Source organism: Pseudogulbenkiania sp. NH8B, assembly GCF_000283535.1.
Classification (GTDB): Bacteria; Pseudomonadota; Gammaproteobacteria; order Burkholderiales; family Chromobacteriaceae; genus Pseudogulbenkiania; species Pseudogulbenkiania ferrooxidans.
The window spans coordinates 145,712-162,654 of record NC_016002.1 but is presented as its reverse complement, the minus strand read 5'-3'; the positions used below and the strand labels follow the sequence as shown (position 1 = coordinate 162,654).

The window sequence follows — 16,943 nt, the reverse complement described above, 5'->3', positions numbered from 1 at the left end:
ATGAGGGAAAACGCTATTTTCGCAAGAGTGCGATGCGAAAGAAACCACCCATCCCGGCCGATTCGTCATGCTCGATGTGCAAAGTGGTCTGACTGACGATGACGCCGAGCTGACGGTTGATGTCGGTGGCGATGATCCGGGTCAGCTGGTTGGCCGCCACGCGCCACCAGACGGGTCGCTGGCGGTCGGCCAGGAACTTATCGAACACCACGGCGCGCCCGCCGGGCTTGAGCACGCGCTCGACCTCGCGCAGGCAGGCCACCGGGTCGGGAATCACCGCCAGGATCAGGTGCAGGATCACGGCGTCGAAGCAGGCGTCGGGGAACGCCAGCCGCTGGCCGTCCATCACGCTCGCCTCCACCTCGAGCCCGAGCCGGGCGGCCCGTCGGCGCAGCCGCGCCAGCATGCCGTCGGAGACGTCGATGGCGGTGAGCCGGCGGCAACCCTGGAGGTAGTCGAGGTCGAGCCCGGTGCCGGCTCCGAGCAGCAGGATGCGCTCGTCCGGGCGGGGCGCCAACAGCGCAATGGCGCGGCGCCGGCGCGGCGCAAAGAACGCGGCGACAACGCGGTCGTAGACCGGCGCGTACAGGTTGTAGCGCCAGCGGTTGTAACGGGTGGCAAACCCGGAGCCGCCCTCCGGCCGGGGGACGCGTCCCTGCTCACCGCTCATGGCTGGCTCGACACCCCGAAGCGCAGCGTCCCGCCCCGGCCATCTGCACGGCGGGTCGAGGAACGGTTGCACGCTCGTGGCGGATCATCATCCCGGCTCAGGCAACTTGGCGGAAGCTGCTGGCGAAGCCGGCCAGGCGGTCCCAGTCGATGCGCGCGGCCGGTGCCGGGGTGGCGAAGTAGAACCCCTGCAGCTTGCTGCAGCCCATGTCGCGCAGCGTGCGCAGCTGCATGCCGGTTTCCACCCCCTCGGCCACCACGTCCAGGTCGAGCGCTTCGGCCAACGCCAGGATGGCGCGTACGATGGCGGCCGACTCCTGCTTCTGGTCGAGGTCGGCGACAAAGGACTGGTCGATCTTGAGCACGTCGAAATGGTAGCGGTGCAGATAGGACAGCGCCGAATAGCCGGTGCCGAAATCGTCCAGAGCCAGCCGTACGCCCATGTCGTGCAGCCCCTGGATCACCTCGGCCGCCACGTCCGGTACGTCGATCAGCGCGCTTTCCGTCACTTCCAGATGCAGCATGCCGGCCGGCAACGCGTAACGCCGGATCAGCGCCTGCATCCAGTTCAAGAGTTCAGGGTCGTGGAAGTTGGCCGAAGACAGGTTGATGTGCAGCGACACCTCGTCGGTCAGCCGCCCTTCGTCCATCCACTGGCGCAACTGGCGCGCCGCGGCCTCGATCATGTAGCGGTCCACGCGCATGATCAGGCCGCTCTCCTCGGCCATGGGCAGGAAGATGGCCGGGGAGATCAGGCCGCGCGTCGGGTGTTGCCAGCGCACCAGGGCCTCGAAGCCCTGCAGCGCACCGCTGCGGGCGTCGATGAAGGGCTGGAAGAACGGCGTGAGCTGGTCGTCCACCTCCAGCGCGCGGCGCAGCTCCGACTCCAGCGCCAGCTGGTCGGCCTGGTTGAGGCGCAGTTCGTGGTTGAACAGGGTGTAGCCGTGGCGCCCCTGCTGCTTGGTGCGGTACATGGCGTGGTCGGCGTCGCGCAGCACGTCTTCCGAGCGCTGATAGTAGGACTTGTCGGCGATCACCACGCCGACGCTGGCGGTGGTGAACACCTCCCGCCCCATCAGCACTACCGGGCGGTCGAACTCGCCCACGATCATGCGCGCGGTCTGCTCGCAGCCGGGCGCCTCGATGCCGAACAGCAGCGCGGCGAACTCGTCGCCCCCCAGCCGCGCCACGAAATCGCTGTGGCGCAGGCAGCTGCGGATGCGCGCGCCGGCCTCGAACAGCAGGTGGTCGCCGGCGAGATGGCCCAGCGTATCGTTGACCAGCTTGAAGCGGTCGAGGTCGATGAACAGCACCGCGAAGCGCTCGCCGCTGCCGTTGACGTAGGCCTCCCAGCTGCGGCGCAGCGCGCGCGCGAAGTAGGTGCGGTTGGGCAGCTTGGTGAGCGGGTCGTGCAGGCTGTCGAACTCGAGCTGGGCATTGGCGGCGTCGAGCTCGCTGGTGCGCTCGCGTACCCGCTCTTCCAGCTCCAGGTAGGCCGCCTGCAGCGCTTCCATGGCATGGATGCGCGCCAGCGCGGCGCCGATGTTGTTGGCGACGAACTCCAAGAGCTCCTGCTCGCGGAAACCATACTGGACCTGTTCGTCGTAGCTCTGCACCGCCAGCACGCCGAGCAGTTCGTGGCCGTGGTAGAGCGGCACCCCCAGCCAGCTGCGCGGCAGCGTGGCGTCATCGCCGCTGGCGCGCGAGGAGTTCACCTGCAGCGCCTGGCCGCTGTACAGCACCTGCTCGATGTAGCCCTTGCCGGGCTTGCGCGCCTTGTGCGACGGGCAGCGCTCGTCCTGGTAGTAGGGGAAGGAAATCAGGTCGTGATCTTTGTCGTACAGCGCCACCAGGCAATTGCGCGCCGGCAGCAACTCTCCCAGCAGGCGGTGCACGCCGCCCAGGAAGGCCTCCAGCGACAAGCTGGTATTGGACAACTCGGCGATCAGGAACAGCACGCCCTGGCGCTTCTCGGCCAGCTGGCGTTCGGCGACTTCGTTGCGCAGCCGGGTGTTGGCTCCTTCCAGCTCGCAGGTGCGCAACCACACCTGCTGCTCCAGCTGGTTGCGCACCATCACGCGCGCCAGCACGTGGCCGATATGCAGCGCGACGAACTGGAACAGTGACTGCTCGGTCGGGCTGTAGCTGTGTCCCGCCTGGTAGCTTTGCAGCGCCGCCGCGCCAATCGGCTGGCCGGCGATATTGTTCAGCGGCACCCCCATCCAGCTCTCCGGCACCGGCCCGTGAATCTGGAGATCACCATTCTGCTGCAGGGTTTCCAGCATGCGCCGCGACAACACCAGCGGTTTGCCGCCGGCCATCAGGTAAGCGGTGAGCGACGGCGGCTGGCCGCCCATCGGGAAGCGCTGCTCCGGCTGCGGCCACTCGCTGGCCGGCTCGCGCAGATCGGCATAGAGCGGAAAACTGAGCGCGTTGGCCTGTTCGTCCAGCAGCGCAATATAGAAGTTGCGGGCATCCAGCAGGCGCCCGAGGAGACGGTGCAGGCCCGGCAGGAAAGCCTCCAGACTGGCGCATTCACTGGCCAGCCGGCTCATCTCGAGCATGGTCTCGTGGGTGATGCGGGAGATGGCCTGATCCGAATGCAAGCGCGCGGCCAGCAAGTGGCCGGTGAGCAGCAGCGCCACGGGAGACCAGTTGTCCGGGCGCGGACCGCGCCAGATCAGCCAGCCCAACAGCTCGCCGCCGCTCTTCAGCGGCTCGGCCCCGCCATCGGGCCCGGGCAGCCGTCCCCGCTGCAGCTCATCAGGGGACACCAACCCGTCAACGGCACCGCGCCAAGCCAAGCATTGCCACACCGTGCCGACCTTGGCCCAGACCGCCACCTGCAGCGGGCGCTGGTGCACGCCTAACAGGGCCAGGGCCGCCTCGGCGGCGGCCTGCGGCGCATAGAGATAGTCTACCGTGCTATTCATGTCATTATCGTAGTAGGTATCGGCCGGGATATCCGGCAAAACACGGCAGGTGCCCCCTAAAACCTCATGACATGGCGACGATGGCCTCAGCCAGACGTTGCACCTGTCCGGCCTCGTGCGCGGCCGACAGCGAAATCCGCAATCGGGCGCTCCCTTCCGGCACGGTGGGCGGGCGGATCGCCGGCACCCACAGACCCGCCTCGCGCAAGCGGGCGGATAATGTCATGACCTGCTCGTTGCCGCCTATCATAAGCGGCTGGATCGGACTGCGGGAAGCGTGTAATGGATATTTAACACCAGAAAGAGTATGCCGTAGCATTTCTATATGCTGTACGAGTCGCTCGCGTCGCCACGGCTCGCCGGCAATCAGCCCCAGACTGGTCCGTACCGCCTCGGCCAAGGCCGGCGGCTGGGCGGTGGTGAAGATATAGGTACGCGCCTTGTTGACCAGCCAGTCGATCAGCTCGGCCGAGCCGGCAACGAAGGCGCCGGCGACGCCGGCGGCCTTGCCCAGCGTGGCCATGTAGATCACCCGCTCGCCGGCGATGCCCTGCTCCGCCATGCTGCCGCGGCCGTCGCCGAACACACCGAAGCCGTGCGCGTCGTCCAGATACAGCCAGGCGTCGTAGCGCTCGGCCAACGTCAGCAGCTCGGCGAGCGGCGCCTCATCGCCGTCCATGCTGTACACCGCGTCGACCGCGATCAGCCGGCTCTTGGCCGGCGTGCTCTTGAGCAGGCTTTCCAGATGGTCGAGATCGTTGTGGCGGAAACGTTTGAAGGCAGCGCGGGACAACAGGCAGGCATCGTTCAGCGAGGCGTGGTTGAGGCGGTCGGCGAACACTGCGTCGTCGCGCCCCATGAGGCTGGTGATCACCGCCAGGTTGGCGGCGTAGCCGGAGCCGAACAGCAACGCGGCCGGGGTGCCGACAAAGGCGGCGAGTTCATCCTCGGCCTGCTGGTGCACGCCGAAATGCCCGGCCACCAGGTGCGAGGCGCCGCCGCCCAGCCCCCAGCGCGCGAGACCTTCACGGGTCGCCTCGATCAGCGCCGGGTGGTTGGCCAGCCCCAGGTAGTCGTTGCTGGCGAACGCCAGGTAATCGCGCCCGCCGACATGGATCAGCGGCCCCTGCGGGCTCTCCAGCGTGAGCCGGGTCCGCCGGCTGTGACTGGCGTCCAGTTCTGCCAGGGCGGCGGACAGTTGCTGTGGCTGCATGGCAACTCCATATAAAGGCATGGCCGAAGGCGGCGGGATCCGACCCGCACGGCTTCGGCCAACGTTGTAGCGTGAAGAGACCCTTATAAGGGGGCCAGATCCAGCTTCTCCATCAACGCCCGGTCGGCGTCGACGTCGGGGTTGCCAGTGGTCAACAGCTTGTCGCCATAGAAGATGGAGTTGGCGCCCGCCATGAAGCACAGCGCCTGCATCGCCTCCGGCATCTCGCGCCGGCCGGCCGATAGCCGCACGTAGCTCTTCGGCATGGTGATGCGCGCCACCGCGATGGTGCGCACGAACTCGGTCCAGTCCAGCGGCTCGGCGCCGTCGAGCGGCGTGCCGGTCACCTTCACCAGGTTGTTCACCGGCACCGATTCCGGTTGCGGATCGAGGTTGGCCAGCTGGGCGATCAGCCCGGCGCGGTCGGTGCGGGTCTCGTTCATGCCGACGATGCCGCCGCAGCATACCGACAAGCCGGCGCCGCGCACCTTGCCCAACGTGTCCAGACGATCTTCGTACTCGCGCGTCTGGATGATGTCGGCGTACTTCTCCGGCGCAGTGTCCAGATTATGGTTGTAATAGTCGAGGCCGGCATCCTTGAGCTTTTCCGCCTGGCCATCCTTCAACAGACCGAAGGTGGCACAGGTCTCCAGACCCAGCGCCTTGACCCGTTTCACCATATCCAGCGTCTTGTCCAGATCGGCATCCTTCGGACCGCGCCAGGCGGCCCCCATGCAGAAACGGCCAGCGCCGTTCTGCTTGGCCAGGCGCGCGGCCTCGACCACCTCGTCCACCGTCATCATCGGCTGGTTTTCCACCGGGGTATCGTGATGCACCGACTGCGGGCAGTAGCCGCAGTCCTCGGGACAGCCGCCGGTCTTGATCGATACCAGGGTGGAGAGCTGGACCTTGGTCGGATCGAAGAACTGGCGGTGGATTTCGGCGGCACGGAACACCAGTTCCATGAACGGCAGCGCCAGCAGCGCCTCGATTTCGTCGACGGTCCAGGCAGCGGACTCGGGATGCGGGGTGGCGGGGCGTTGGAATGCGATGGTAGACGGTTGCATGGGCTCTATCCGTAGCGCCGGCACGTCGCCGGCGGGGAAGCGCAATCGACCGCGCTCTCTTCCCGCCCGGCGGCGGCTGACATAGGGTGAAGATCACCAGGGCGTGTCATCCATTGTTTCCCACCCTGCGCCGGGATCTGTTTTTGCGCGCGACGTTTGGTGATTCCAAACGAACTCTAAGTAACGCCGTGGCGCGCAAAAGCAGACTCGGCCCGAAGGGTTGCGCCGCGAAAACGGTCAGGCGGCGTTGCCGGTCTTGGCAAGGGGGCGGCCAATGCCTTCGCCCGGCGCCTTGCCTGACCGTTTTCGCGGCAGCAACGCGGAGGGGAAACAATGGATGACACGCCCTAGATTTTTGTTGAACGCATCTTGTCGTGGGGTCGCCATGCTGTCAAACCTTTTTGGACGATTAATTGACAACAGATTATTTTTTAATCAACCCTGCCTGCTATGCGGCACTCCCGGCACACGCCACGGCTTGTGCCCGCCGTGTCACGCCTGCCTGCCGCGCCTGCCCGCGGAACGCTGCCCGCACTGCGCCGAACCGGTCGTCGCCGGCAGCCTGTGCGGGGCGTGTCAGCGCCATCCGCCGGCCTTCGACGCGCTACACGTTTCCTACCGTTTTGACTACCCCCTGGACGGCCTGATTCACGCCTTCAAGTACGGAAAACGCCTGGAAATGGCCGGTGCGCTGGGCCGGCTGCTGGCGGAACAAGCCCCGCTTTCCGCCCCCGCCATCGACCTGATCGTACCCGTTCCACTGGCAAAAGAACGACTTGCCGCACGCGGTTTCAACCAAAGTCACGAGCTGGCACACGCACTCGCTGCTACAATGCAAGTCCGGTTTGACGCCAACCTGTGTTGGCGAAAATACAACACTCGCAGTCAGACCACGCTTGACCGTGCCGAACGGCACCGCAACATGAAACATGCATTTGGCGTAAAACGCTGCTTGGACGGGCTTTGCATCGCCATCGTCGACGACGTCGCGACCTCCGGCGCTACCCTCTCCGCACTCGCCGCAACCCTCAAAAAACAGGGGGCGAAGCGGGTCGAGGCCTGGGTGCTGGCACGGGCAATTAGCCTAAAAACTTGACCAACTTTTTGATTCCTTGGAACAATCCGCCTGCCAACGATGTTCACAGTTGTTCTCTTTCAGCCGGAAATACCGCCCAACACGGGCAATGTGATTCGATTATGTGCCAACACCGGCTGTGAACTGCACCTGGTCAAACCGTTGGGTTTCCCTCTGGACGACGCCAAGTTGCGTCGTGCCGGTCTCGACTACCACGAGTACGCTCGCCTGGTCGTCCACGAGAACTGGGAAGCCTGCCGCACCGCCCTCTCCGGCCGCCGAATCTTCGCGGCCACCACCAAGGGAGCGACGCGGCATGACCAGACAGCTTTCCGACCCGGAGATGTATTGTTGTTCGGCCCCGAATCGCGTGGCCTGCCGCAGGAAGTCCTGGATTCATTTCCAGCCGACCGTCGTGTCCGCCTGCCAATGCAACCCGAGTCACGCAGCATGAACCTGTCCAACGCGGTCGCCGTCATGGTGTTCGAAGCGTGGCGGCAGAACGATTTTGCGGGAGGAAGCTGAGCGTTCACCTGTTGGCCCAACAGCACAGGGAGGTGTAATGAAGCCTGTATTCCGATGGCTGTGGCTAGTGTTTATTAGTCTCGCGCTGGTGGCCTGCTCCACCGTCAGAAACGCCAGCGCAACCAGTCAACAAGCGTCGATCCGCTCGACCAAAAAGCCGCTTGCCAGCAACACCGGCAAGTACTTCCAACAAGATGGTCCGGCCGACCACATCCCGGCCAACCTGGCTCTGGTACCCGATGCCGTGCCGCAGGACGAGCCGCTGATCAAGGCGGCCAACCTGCCCTACTCGGCGCTGGGCATGAGCTTCCACCCGGATACCAGCGACAAGCCCTACGAAGCCAAGGGGCGTGCCTCCTGGTACGGCAAGCAGTTCCACGGCCGCCATACCACGTCGGGCGAGCCTTACGACATGTACGCCATGACCGCGGCCCATCCGACGCTGCCGATCCCGAGCTACGCCCGGGTCACCAACCTGAAAAACGGCAAGGCGGTGATCGTGCGCATCAACGATCGTGGCCCGTTCCACAGGGGGCGCCTGATGGACCTGTCCTACGCCGCCGCCTACAAGCTGGGCTTCGTGCATCAGGGCAGCGCACCGATCAAGGTGGAACGCGTCTGGCCGGACGGCAACGACGACAGCGTTGCCGCCACCGCGCCGAGCCGTGCGCTCAAGGCCAGTGGCGACGACAGCTACCTCAAGCTGGGCAGCTACAGCCGCCTGGCCCAGGCCGAGGCCCGCATGAGCAAGATCGAGAAGGAACTGGACGCCAAGAACGATGCCAAGCTCGGCATCGTCAACCGCAACGGTCGTTACACCGTGCAGTTGGGACCGTTCCGGTCACGCCAGGCGGCGCGCACCGTGGCCGAAGCGCTGAACGTGGAGAGCACGGTGATCAGCGGCGGCATCTGACGCCGCGCGGGAAACCGATCCGAAGGCAGGCCGCCCGCCCTGCCTTTTTGTTTGCCTAGCGTTCCCCGCCGGGTGCCGGCAATAAAAAACCCCGGCACCTGGGTGCCGGGGTAAACAGCCTTTAGTGTCAGCAAAAGGCACCCGCTCAGGGAGGCAAGCGGGAGGTGAGATCACCTGCCGATTAGGCTTGCCACCCCTGGCAAAGTTCCGTCACGCCGACGGCATCTCGTCCTGGCCCTGCGCCAGATAGGCGTCGAACCAGCGCTCCACCACCTCTTCCACCGTCTCGCCACCGGTTTTCTTCAGGCTGGAGAACAGCTGGATGCTCACCGCCGGGTAGTCGGCCAACGCTTTTTTGACCGAGGCCAAGGTTTTCTGCTGTTCCATCCGTGATAATTTGTCGCTTTTCGACAGCAGGATGTGCACCGGCCGCCCGGTCTCGCGGAAGAACTCCAGCATCTTCCAGTCGAGCTCCTTCAGCGGGTGACGGCTGTCCATGATCATGATCAGGCCGACCAGGTTCTGCCGGGTCTGCAGGTAACGCCCCAGCAAGGCGACCCAATGCGTGCGCACCGCCTCCGGCACTTCGGCGTAGCCGTAGCCCGGTAGGTCGACGAGATAGCGCTCTTCGCCCAGGTCGAAGAAATTGATGTGCTGGGTGCGCCCCGGGGTTTTGGAAACGAATGCCAGACGGGTACGATTGGCCAGGGTATTGATGGCGCTCGACTTGCCGGCGTTGGAGCGCCCCACGAAGGCCACCTCGGCGCGAGTGGGCGGCAAATCCTTCAGGTGGTTGACGGTTGTATAAAAGCGCGCGTTCTGGAAAATCGTCATAGTAGTAACGGTGTAAGCAGTTGGTATAGAATAACAGGTTTGAAATTGCCACTTTTACAGATATTTACGAAATCTCTCTCTGAGGAGCGACCATGAAACGCAAGATGCTGTTGGCGCTGGCTGCCATGACCCTGGCCGGTAGTGCACTGGCCGCCGCCGCCCCGGTAGGCAAGGGCGACCCGGTCAAGGGCAAGCAGATCGTCGATCAGGTATGTGCCGCCTGCCACGGCGCGGACGGCAACAGCGTGGCCGCCGCCAACCCGACGCTGGCCGGTCAGCACCAGAAGTATCTGTACAGTCAGCTCAAGGCGTTCAAGGCCGGCACCCGCAAGAACCCCATCATGATGGGCATGGCCGCGCCGCTGTCCGACGACGACATGTGGAACGTGACCGCCTACTTCAGCCAGCAGAAGGCGAAGCCGCGCGAAGCCGCGGACAAGACCCTGATGGAGCTGGGCAAGAAAGTGTACCGTGTCGGCAACCCGGTCACCGGCGTTCCGGCCTGTATGGCCTGTCACGCCCCGAACGGCGCCGGCATGCCGGACCAGTTCCCGCGCGTGGGCAGCCAGCACGCCGGCTACATCCTCAAGCAGCTGAACGATTTCAAGGCCGGCACCGACCGCCAGCATCCGACCATGTCGGACGTGGCTTCCCGTATGAGCGATGCCGAAATGAAGGCAGTGGCCGACTACATCTCCGGCCTGCGCTAAGCGCAACTTCCGCCTCATGCCTTACTCAAAAGGGAAGCCTTGACGGCTTCCCTTTTTGTATGTGAAACCCATGAAAAAACCAAGCCGCCACGCCAGCTTCAGTTATTCCCTGTACGAGCTGTTGAGCTCGATGCGTTTCGCCATCGGGCTGTTGACCATCATTGCCATCGCCTCGGTGATCGGCACCGTGCTCAAGCAGAACGAACCCTACCCCAACTACGCCTTCGAATTCGGCCAGTTCTGGTTCGTCGCCTTCGACTGGCTGGGCCTGTACGACGTCTACCATTCGGCCTGGTTCCTGACCATCCTGGCCTTCCTGGTGATCTCCACCAGCCTGTGCATCCTGCGCAACGGTCCCGGCTTCATCAAGGACATGAAGGCGTTCCGCGAGAAGGCCACCGACAGCTCGCTGGCCGCGATGCAGCACAGCGAGGAGTTCGAGGCGGCCAACGCCTCGCCGGAGCAACTGCAGGGCTACCTCGCGGCCAAGGGCTTCCGCCTGCGCCAGCACCGCCGCGACGACGGCACCCTGGTGCTGGCCGCCAAGAAGGGCGCCGCCAACAAGCTGGGCTACTTCTTCGCCCATATCGCCATGGTGGTGATCTGCCTGGGCGGCCTCTTGGACGGCAACCTGCCGCTGAAACTGGGCGAGCTGTTCGGCCGGGTGGTGGCGGAAACGCGCGACCTGCCGCAATCGCAGATTCCGGAGAAGAGCCGGCTCTCCACCCGCAACCTGTCGTTCCGCGGCAACGTCACGGTGGCCGAGAACAAGAGCGCCGACGTGGTGTTCCTCAACTCCGGCAACGGCTACCTGGTGCAGGAGCTGCCGTTCATCGTCACGCTGAAGAAGTTCCACGTCGACTACTACAGCAACGGCATGCCCAAGCTGTTCGCCAGCGACATCGTGGTGACCGATAAGGCCAGCGGCAAGGAAACCCCGGCCACGGTGCGCGTCAACCACCCGCTCATCGTCGACGGTGTGGCGATCTACCAGGCGAGCTTCGGCGACGGCGGCTCGCCGCTGAACTTCAAGGCCTGGAACCTGGCGTCGCCCGAAATGCCGCCGGCGGCGATCACGGGCGTGTCGCTGAGTTCGCAGCCGCTGCGCGCCAACGGCCACCAGTACAGCCTGGAGTTCGGCGAGTTCCGCCAGTTCAACATCGAGAACATGGAGCGCAGCAAGGCCGAGGGTGCCAAGTCGCTGTCGGAACGCATGCACGATGCGCGCGAGGTGAAACGCGACAAGAACCTGAAGAACGTCGGCCCGTCGATCACCTTCAAGCTGCGCGACGAGCAGGGCCAGGCGCGCGAGTACCACCACTACATGTCCCCGATCGAGCAGGACGGTGCCAGCTACCTGATCGCCGGCATGCGCAAGACGGTGTCGGAGCCGTTCCAGTACCTGCGCCTCCCGCTCGACGACGAGATGAAGATCGACACCTTCATGCGCCTCAGGGCGGCGCTGAAGAACCCGGCGCTGTACGACGAGATCGCGCGGCGCAGCACCGCCAAGGCGATGCAGGGTTCGGCGATCAGCCCGGCGATGCGTCAGCAGTTCGAGGAGAGCGTGAAGTGGATTCTGGCGCGCTTCGGCGAAGGCGGCTTCAGCGCGCTGGAGCAGTTCCTCGATCAGCGCGTGCCGGCGGACAAGCGCCAGGCGGTGGCGCAGACCTATATCAAGATCCTACAGGGGGCGGTGGTGGATGTGATGGCGGTGGCCAACGAACGCGCCGGCGCCAAGCCGCTGACGCAGGATGGGCGTCACTACCGTTTCCTGCTCGACAGCCTGGTGGCGGCGAGCAGCCTCAACGACTACGGTGTGCCGGTGTTCCTGCAACTCGACGGCTTTACCCAGGTCCAAGCTTCCGGTCTGCAGATGACGCGCTCGCCCGGCAAGACGCTGGTCTACCTAGGCTCGCTGATGCTGGTGATCGGTATCGTACTGATGTTCTATATCCGCGAAGTGCGACTGTGGATTAGGCTGGGCAATGGCCGGGTGCGGCTGGCGATGACCTCCAATCGTCACAACCGCGACCTGGACGAGGATTTCCGGCGTCACCGCGACGCCATTCAACAGCTTGTACGGGGTGCCTGATGGAACTCGCTTATTCCTTTGACGAACGGCCGCTGTGGCAGCGGCTGAACCTGGCCGACTGGCTGTTCGCCGCGCTGCTGGTGGTGGCCGCCGGGGTCACCTATTACCGTTACGGCGCCTACATGGACGTCTACGAGCAGGGCATCCTGGCCGGCAGCACCGTCGGCCTGATCGCGCTGGGCTGGTTCTGGAAGGCCTGGCGCCTGTTCCTGCCGCTGGCCGGCGCCATCGCACTCGTGGCGATCCAGCTCTACCAGGGCGACCTGGCGCGCGGGCAGAGCGCGTTCTGGCTGCGCTTCGTGCTGTCGAGCCAGTCCGCCATCATGTGGATGTGCACGCTGTTCTTCCTCGCCACCGCGGTGTACTGGATGGGCCTCCTGACACGCTCGGCGCTGCTCGGCCGCATGGGCACCGGGCTGACCTGGGGCGCGGCGGTGCTGGGCTTTGCCGGCATGCTGACGCGCTGGTACGAGAGCTACCTGATCGGCAGCGACATCGGCCACATCCCGGTCTCCAACCTGTACGAAGTGTTCGTGCTGTTCTGCCTGATCACCGCGCTGATGTACCTGTACTACGAAGCCAAGTTCGCCGCGCGCCAGATGGGCGCCTTCGTGCTGCTGGTGATCTCGGCCGCGGTCGGCTTCATCCTGTGGTACACCTTCGATCGCCAGGCGCACGAGATCCAGCCCTTGATCCCGGCCTTGCAGTCGTGGTGGATGAAGATCCACGTGCCGGCCAACTTCGTCGGCTACGGCTCGTTCTCGATCGCCGCCATGCTCGGCATCGCCCAGCTCTTGGTCAGCCATGGCTGGCTCAAAGACAAGCTGCCGTCGGCCGAGCTGCTGGACGAGGTGATGTACAAGGCAATCGCGGTCGGCTTTTTGTTCTTCACCATCGCCACCATCCTGGGTGCGATGTGGGCGGCCGATGCCTGGGGCGGCTACTGGAGCTGGGACCCCAAGGAGACCTGGGCGCTGATCGTCTGGCTCAACTACGCCGCCTGGCTGCACGTGCGCCTGGTCAAAGGCTGGCGCGGCACGCCGCTGGCGTGGTGGGCGGTGATCGGGGTGTTCGTCACCAGCTTCGCCTTCCTCGGCGTCAACATGTTCCTGTCCGGCCTGCACTCCTACGGCACGCTGTAATCGTTGAAGGTTGGCCGAAGCCCTCCCGCCGCGGCCACTCCTCGCCCCCGACGCCCGGCCCCGTGCCGGGCGTTGTCGTGTGAGGGATGGGCGGTCCAAGCGCTTGGCCAAAACGCCGCGCTGCGCTAGCGTAGCGGGGTCTTGTCCTGGCAACCCCCGAATGAGCTGGTTTCTCTACATGCTGCAATGCCGCGGCGGCAGTCTCTACACCGGCATCACCACCGACGTGGCGCGACGCTACGCCGCGCACGCCGCCGGCAAGGGTGCGCGCTACACCCGCCTGCACCCTCCCGAACGCATCGCCCTGGTGCTGGCGTTCGACGACAAGTCGGCCGCGCTCAAGGCCGAATACGCCGTCAAGCAGCTCACCGCGGCGCAAAAGCGCGCCCTGTGTGCCGCTCACGGCGCCCCGGACGACACCACGCCGGACCACCACCCCCTCTGAGCCCTCCCCCTCGCCACACACCCCGCCGTTGGTGGCCGTGGAAGAAAAACGACATTTCCTTACAGTTCCTTACAATGTAATTTTGCGACAACATAAAGTTTTGTCATGATCCTACACACCTCGGCGCCCCCGCCGTGGCGCGATTGCGACGGCGCTATCCTGCGCCGTGGCAAAGACCGACCACCTAGGGACGGAGCGCGCTGAAATCGGCATAAATAGCGGATTTCATGGCGCCACGGGGACGCATCACCCCGCCGCGATGACGGACCACCCCACGGCAACGCACCGGCCACCAGAGCCGGGAGGGGTGAAGCACCACACAATAAGTAGCAAAACTACAATCAGGAGACATCATGAAGCACATCTCGGCAAGCCTGCTGGGCGCAGCCCTGCTGGCCGGCGCCCTCGCCCCGGCCCAGGCCTTCGACTTCCACGGCTACGTACGCGCCGGCGTCGGCAGCAGCGATGGCGACAGCCAGGCCTGCTTCAAGCTGGCCGGCGCCCAGAGCAAGTACCGTCTGGGCAACGAGTGCGAAATCTACAGCGAACTGACCGGCGAGCAGGACCTGGTCCAGTTCGACAACGGCATGAAACTGTCGGGCCTGGCCATGGCCAGCCTGTACAACGAAAACGACCGCACCCCGACCTTCCACAACAGCGACGGCAACAGCGGCAGCCTGCGCCTGCCGCAGTCCTACCTGCAGCTGACCAACATTCCCGGCCTGCCCGGTGCGCGCCTGTGGGCCGGCCGCATCTACTACCGTCGTAACGACGTGCACATCAACGACTTCTTCTACTGGAACCCGAGCGGTCTCGGCGCCGGTCTGGAGAACTTCGCCATCGGCGACAAGCTCAAGCTGAGCTACGCCTTCTTCCGCAACGACGGCATCTTCCAGGAGTACGACTCCAACCGCCACGACCTGCAACTGTCGGGCATCGACGTCAACCCCGGCGGCGAACTGCAACTGGGCGTGAGCTACATGGACCCGTCCGGCAAGGTGGACGTCAACGGCCAGAAGGTCGATCCGCACAGCGGCTGGGCGTACACCGTACAGCACATCCAGAGCGGCGTGCTGGGCGGCAAGAACAAGCTCGCGCTGCAGTACGGCACCGGCAGCGGCACCAGCCTGTCCGGCACCGTCGGCCCGATCACCAACGACAGCAGCGACAAGAGCTGGCGCGTGCTGGACGCCTTCGACTGGCAAGCCACGCCGAACTTCGGCGGCCAGCTGGTGGGCCTGTACCAGCAGGACCGCGTCGACGGCGGCACGCAGAAATGGATGTCGTTCGGCATCCGCCCGAGCTACGCCTTCACCGAGCACTTCAAGCTGGTGACCGAACTGGGTCATGACCGGGTGCAGCCGGCCAGCGGCCCGACCCGCACCCTGACCAAGTTCACCATCGCGCCGACCCTGGCCATGGGCAAGTCGTTCTGGAGCCGCCCGGAGCTGCGCCTGTTCTACACCTACGCGCAGTGGAACCAGGCCGCCCAGGACGCCGCCGGCGACAACGCCAACGACCCGCTGTCGAGCAGCGGCGTGTTCGGTTCGCGCCGCCACGGCTCCACCGTCGGCCTGCAGGTGGAAAGCTGGTGGTAAGCCGCCTACCGGCCTGACGCCGCGCAACCGCCCCGGGATGCCTCGTGCCCCGGGGCGGTTTTCATTTGACGGATCGAACAGGCCGGCGGAGTGCCCGGGTTGACTTCCTCTCCCCCCTTGCATATCTGTTAAAGAACTTATCCGGCGCGCCGCGCTCTTATCCACTCTTCGACACTACCCCCACCTGAGAAGAAGGACGAACCATGCTCGCACGCAAAACCTTTATCGCCACCTCGCTGGCCTTGTCGATCGGTTTCGTCGGCATCACCCAATCCGCCCAGGCGGCGATGATCGGCGTGGAACAGCTCAACCAGGGCGCCACCAGCGCCGGCGACGCCAACCGCGCCCGCATCCTGGAAACCCTCAGCCGCGCCGACGTCGTCGCCGAGCTGGAACGCCAGGGCGTGTCGCCGGAGCAGGCACGCGAACGCATCGCCGCCCTGAGCGACAAGGACGCCGCGCTGCTGGCGGAGAAAGCCGCCAAGGCCCCGGCCGGCGGCGACATCGTCGGCGCCGTCTTGTTGGTGTTCTTCGTGCTGCTCCTGACCGACATCCTCGGCCTCACCAAGATCTTCCCGTTCACCCGCTCCATCCGCTGAACGATGGCGCGCTCCTGGTCGATACCGCCGTGGCGCGGCCTGCTCCTGGCGGCCGTGCTGCTGCTCTCCGCCTGCGCGACGCCGGTGGTGCGGCAGCAACTGGCACGCACCGACCTGCCGCGCCAGGTCGAGCTCGCCGACACCCCGTTCTTCCCGCAGGAGGAGTACCAGTGCGGCCCGGCGGCGCTGGCCACGGTGCTGACGGCGTCCGGCAAGACGGTGGCGCCGGACGAGCTGACCAGCCAGGTCTACGTGCCGGCACGTCAGGGCAGCCTGCAGATCGAGATGCTGGCGGCGGCGCGCCGCCACGGCCGGGTGGCGACCGTGCTGCCGCCGCGGCTGGACGCGCTGCTCGACGAGGTGCGCGCCGGCCACCCGGTGCTGGTGATGCAGAATCTGGGGCTGTCGTGGTGGCCGTCGTGGCACTACGCCGTGGTGGTGGGCTACAACCTGGAGCGTGACGAGATGGTGCTGCGCTCCGGCACCTTCCGGCGCCAGCTGATGAGCCTGACCGCCTTCGAGAACACTTGGGCGCGTAGCGAGCACTGGGCGGTGGCCGTGTTGCCGCCGGACACGCTGCCGGTGAGCGCCGACGAGGCCGGCACGACGGCGGCGCTGGTGGCGTTCGACCGCCTCGCCACGCGCGCCGACGCGCGCAGCGGCTATGCCACGGCGCTCAAACGTTGGCCGAACAACCCGACGCTGGCGATCGGCCTGGGCAACACCGCCTACGCCATGCATGACCTGCCAGCCGCACGGCACGCGCTGGAACAGGCGCTGGCGGCGCAGCCCGACAACGCCGCCGCGCACAACAACCTGGCCGTGGTGCTGGCCGATCAGGGCGAGCTGGAACAGGCGCGGAGCCACGCCGAACGGGCGCTGGCGCTGGGCGGGCCGTGGCAGGAGACGGCACGCGCCACCTTGCAGGAGATCGAGAAGAAGGCGGCCAAACCTGGCGTACGCTAGGGTGAATGCCGGAGCCGGGGCGGACTACTGGAACCGCCCGGCAAGCGGGCCTTGAAGAGGCTGGGGACTAGCGGGACGCCGGCACCGGAATGGATACGGCGCACATGGGGATGGCGCATCGCCGGCTCATCCCTACCCTGCCTGGCAAGCGATGACGCG

Annotated in this window: 15 protein-coding genes; 10 read left to right on the top strand and 5 right to left on the bottom strand. The window is 65.6% G+C overall.

The window, feature by feature from the left end; translation table 11 throughout:
- Positions 1-13: 13 nt before the first annotated feature.
- The 4 genes from NH8B_RS00665 to bioB form a co-directional block, all read right to left on the bottom strand.
- Positions 14-670: a class I SAM-dependent methyltransferase gene (locus NH8B_RS00665; protein WP_014085595.1), complete on the bottom strand. Its 657-nt coding sequence runs from the start codon at positions 668-670 to the stop codon at positions 14-16.
- Between the two features lie 97 nt (positions 671-767).
- Positions 768-3,602: an EAL domain-containing protein gene (locus NH8B_RS00660; RefSeq protein ID WP_232503507.1), complete on the bottom strand. Its 2,835-nt coding sequence runs from the start codon at positions 3,600-3,602 to the stop codon at positions 768-770.
- 64 nt (positions 3,603-3,666) lie between these two features.
- Complete coding sequence (gene bioF, locus NH8B_RS00655) at positions 3,667-4,815, bottom strand: 8-amino-7-oxononanoate synthase (RefSeq protein WP_014085593.1); 1,149 nt, start codon at positions 4,813-4,815, stop codon at positions 3,667-3,669.
- An 83-nt stretch (positions 4,816-4,898) separates the two neighbouring features.
- A complete protein-coding gene (bioB, locus tag NH8B_RS00650) occupies positions 4,899-5,882 on the bottom strand; it encodes a biotin synthase BioB (RefSeq protein WP_008954669.1) in 984 nt (327 codons plus the stop codon).
- Between the two features lie 385 nt (positions 5,883-6,267).
- Between bioB and NH8B_RS00645 the strand changes: the two genes are divergently transcribed.
- From NH8B_RS00645 to NH8B_RS00635, 3 genes are read left to right on the top strand one after another with little or no spacing between them, the layout of a single operon-like run.
- The gene (locus NH8B_RS00645) at positions 6,268-6,978 is read left to right on the top strand and encodes a ComF family protein (protein WP_041702775.1); all 711 of its coding nucleotides are present in this window, start codon (positions 6,268-6,270) and stop codon (positions 6,976-6,978) included.
- Between the two features lie 39 nt (positions 6,979-7,017).
- Positions 7,018-7,482 carry a tRNA (uridine(34)/cytosine(34)/5-carboxymethylaminomethyluridine(34)-2'-O)-methyltransferase TrmL gene (gene trmL / locus NH8B_RS00640; protein ID WP_008954667.1) on the top strand — a complete coding sequence of 155 codons (465 nt, stop codon included), beginning with the start codon at positions 7,018-7,020 and terminating at the stop codon, positions 7,480-7,482.
- A 37-nt stretch (positions 7,483-7,519) separates the two neighbouring features.
- Positions 7,520-8,395: a septal ring lytic transglycosylase RlpA family protein gene (locus NH8B_RS00635; RefSeq protein WP_014085591.1), complete on the top strand. Its 876-nt coding sequence runs from the start codon at positions 7,520-7,522 to the stop codon at positions 8,393-8,395.
- 210 nt (positions 8,396-8,605) lie between these two features.
- Here the strand turns inward: NH8B_RS00635 and yihA are convergent, their stop codons facing one another.
- Positions 8,606-9,229, bottom strand: a complete 624-nt coding sequence (gene yihA, locus NH8B_RS00630) for a ribosome biogenesis GTP-binding protein YihA/YsxC (protein WP_008954665.1) — start codon at positions 9,227-9,229, stop codon at positions 8,606-8,608.
- Positions 9,230-9,321: 92 nt separating this feature from the next.
- On the opposite strand from yihA, the gene NH8B_RS00625 reads away from it, so the two are divergent.
- From NH8B_RS00625 to NH8B_RS00595, 7 genes are all read left to right on the top strand, one after another.
- Complete coding sequence (locus tag NH8B_RS00625) at positions 9,322-9,939, top strand: c-type cytochrome (RefSeq protein ID WP_014085589.1); 618 nt, start codon at positions 9,322-9,324, stop codon at positions 9,937-9,939.
- Positions 9,940-10,009: 70 nt separating this feature from the next.
- The gene (locus tag NH8B_RS00620) at positions 10,010-12,034 is read left to right on the top strand and encodes a cytochrome c biogenesis protein ResB (protein ID WP_014085588.1); all 2,025 of its coding nucleotides are present in this window, start codon (positions 10,010-10,012) and stop codon (positions 12,032-12,034) included.
- On the top strand, positions 12,034-13,176 hold the full coding sequence (ccsB, locus tag NH8B_RS00615; protein ID WP_014085587.1) for a c-type cytochrome biogenesis protein CcsB: 1,143 nt from the start codon (positions 12,034-12,036) through the stop codon (positions 13,174-13,176). Before NH8B_RS00620 ends, ccsB begins: the two co-directional genes overlap by 1 nt.
- Positions 13,177-13,336: 160 nt before the next feature.
- A complete protein-coding gene (locus tag NH8B_RS00610) occupies positions 13,337-13,621 on the top strand; it encodes a GIY-YIG nuclease family protein (protein WP_014085586.1) in 285 nt (94 codons plus the stop codon).
- A 353-nt stretch (positions 13,622-13,974) separates the two neighbouring features.
- Entirely contained in the window at positions 13,975-15,219 is a 1,245-nt protein-coding gene (locus NH8B_RS00605; RefSeq protein WP_014085585.1) for a maltoporin, read from the top strand.
- 203 nt (positions 15,220-15,422) lie between these two features.
- A complete protein-coding gene (locus tag NH8B_RS00600) occupies positions 15,423-15,818 on the top strand; it encodes a PA2779 family protein (protein ID WP_008954659.1) in 396 nt (131 codons plus the stop codon).
- Positions 15,819-15,821: 3 nt separating this feature from the next.
- Positions 15,822-16,784 carry a PA2778 family cysteine peptidase gene (locus NH8B_RS00595; protein ID WP_014085584.1) on the top strand — a complete coding sequence of 321 codons (963 nt, stop codon included), beginning with the start codon at positions 15,822-15,824 and terminating at the stop codon, positions 16,782-16,784.
- Positions 16,785-16,943 lie beyond the last annotated feature (159 nt).

Bases quoted from the DNA above. Each gene is read 5' to 3' on its own strand.
- NH8B_RS00665 (WP_014085595.1), bottom strand. From the start codon at position 670: ATGAGCGGTGAGCAGGGACGCGTCCCCCGGCCGGAGGGCGGCTCCGGG.
- NH8B_RS00660 (WP_232503507.1), bottom strand. From the start codon at position 3,602: ATGAATAGCACGGTAGACTATCTCTATGCGCCGCAGGCCGCCGCCGAG.
- bioF (WP_014085593.1), bottom strand. From the start codon at position 4,815: ATGCAGCCACAGCAACTGTCCGCCGCCCTGGCAGAACTGGACGCCAGT.
- bioB (WP_008954669.1), bottom strand. From the start codon at position 5,882: ATGCAACCGTCTACCATCGCATTCCAACGCCCCGCCACCCCGCATCCC.
- NH8B_RS00645 (WP_041702775.1), top strand. From the start codon at position 6,268: ATGCTGTCAAACCTTTTTGGACGATTAATTGACAACAGATTATTTTTT.
- trmL (WP_008954667.1), top strand. From the start codon at position 7,018: ATGTTCACAGTTGTTCTCTTTCAGCCGGAAATACCGCCCAACACGGGC.
- NH8B_RS00635 (WP_014085591.1), top strand. From the start codon at position 7,520: ATGAAGCCTGTATTCCGATGGCTGTGGCTAGTGTTTATTAGTCTCGCG.
- yihA (WP_008954665.1), bottom strand. From the start codon at position 9,229: ATGACGATTTTCCAGAACGCGCGCTTTTATACAACCGTCAACCACCTG.
- NH8B_RS00625 (WP_014085589.1), top strand. From the start codon at position 9,322: ATGAAACGCAAGATGCTGTTGGCGCTGGCTGCCATGACCCTGGCCGGT.
- NH8B_RS00620 (WP_014085588.1), top strand. From the start codon at position 10,010: ATGAAAAAACCAAGCCGCCACGCCAGCTTCAGTTATTCCCTGTACGAG.
- ccsB (WP_014085587.1), top strand. From the start codon at position 12,034: ATGGAACTCGCTTATTCCTTTGACGAACGGCCGCTGTGGCAGCGGCTG.
- NH8B_RS00610 (WP_014085586.1), top strand. From the start codon at position 13,337: ATGAGCTGGTTTCTCTACATGCTGCAATGCCGCGGCGGCAGTCTCTAC.
- NH8B_RS00605 (WP_014085585.1), top strand. From the start codon at position 13,975: ATGAAGCACATCTCGGCAAGCCTGCTGGGCGCAGCCCTGCTGGCCGGC.
- NH8B_RS00600 (WP_008954659.1), top strand. From the start codon at position 15,423: ATGCTCGCACGCAAAACCTTTATCGCCACCTCGCTGGCCTTGTCGATC.
- NH8B_RS00595 (WP_014085584.1), top strand. From the start codon at position 15,822: ATGGCGCGCTCCTGGTCGATACCGCCGTGGCGCGGCCTGCTCCTGGCG.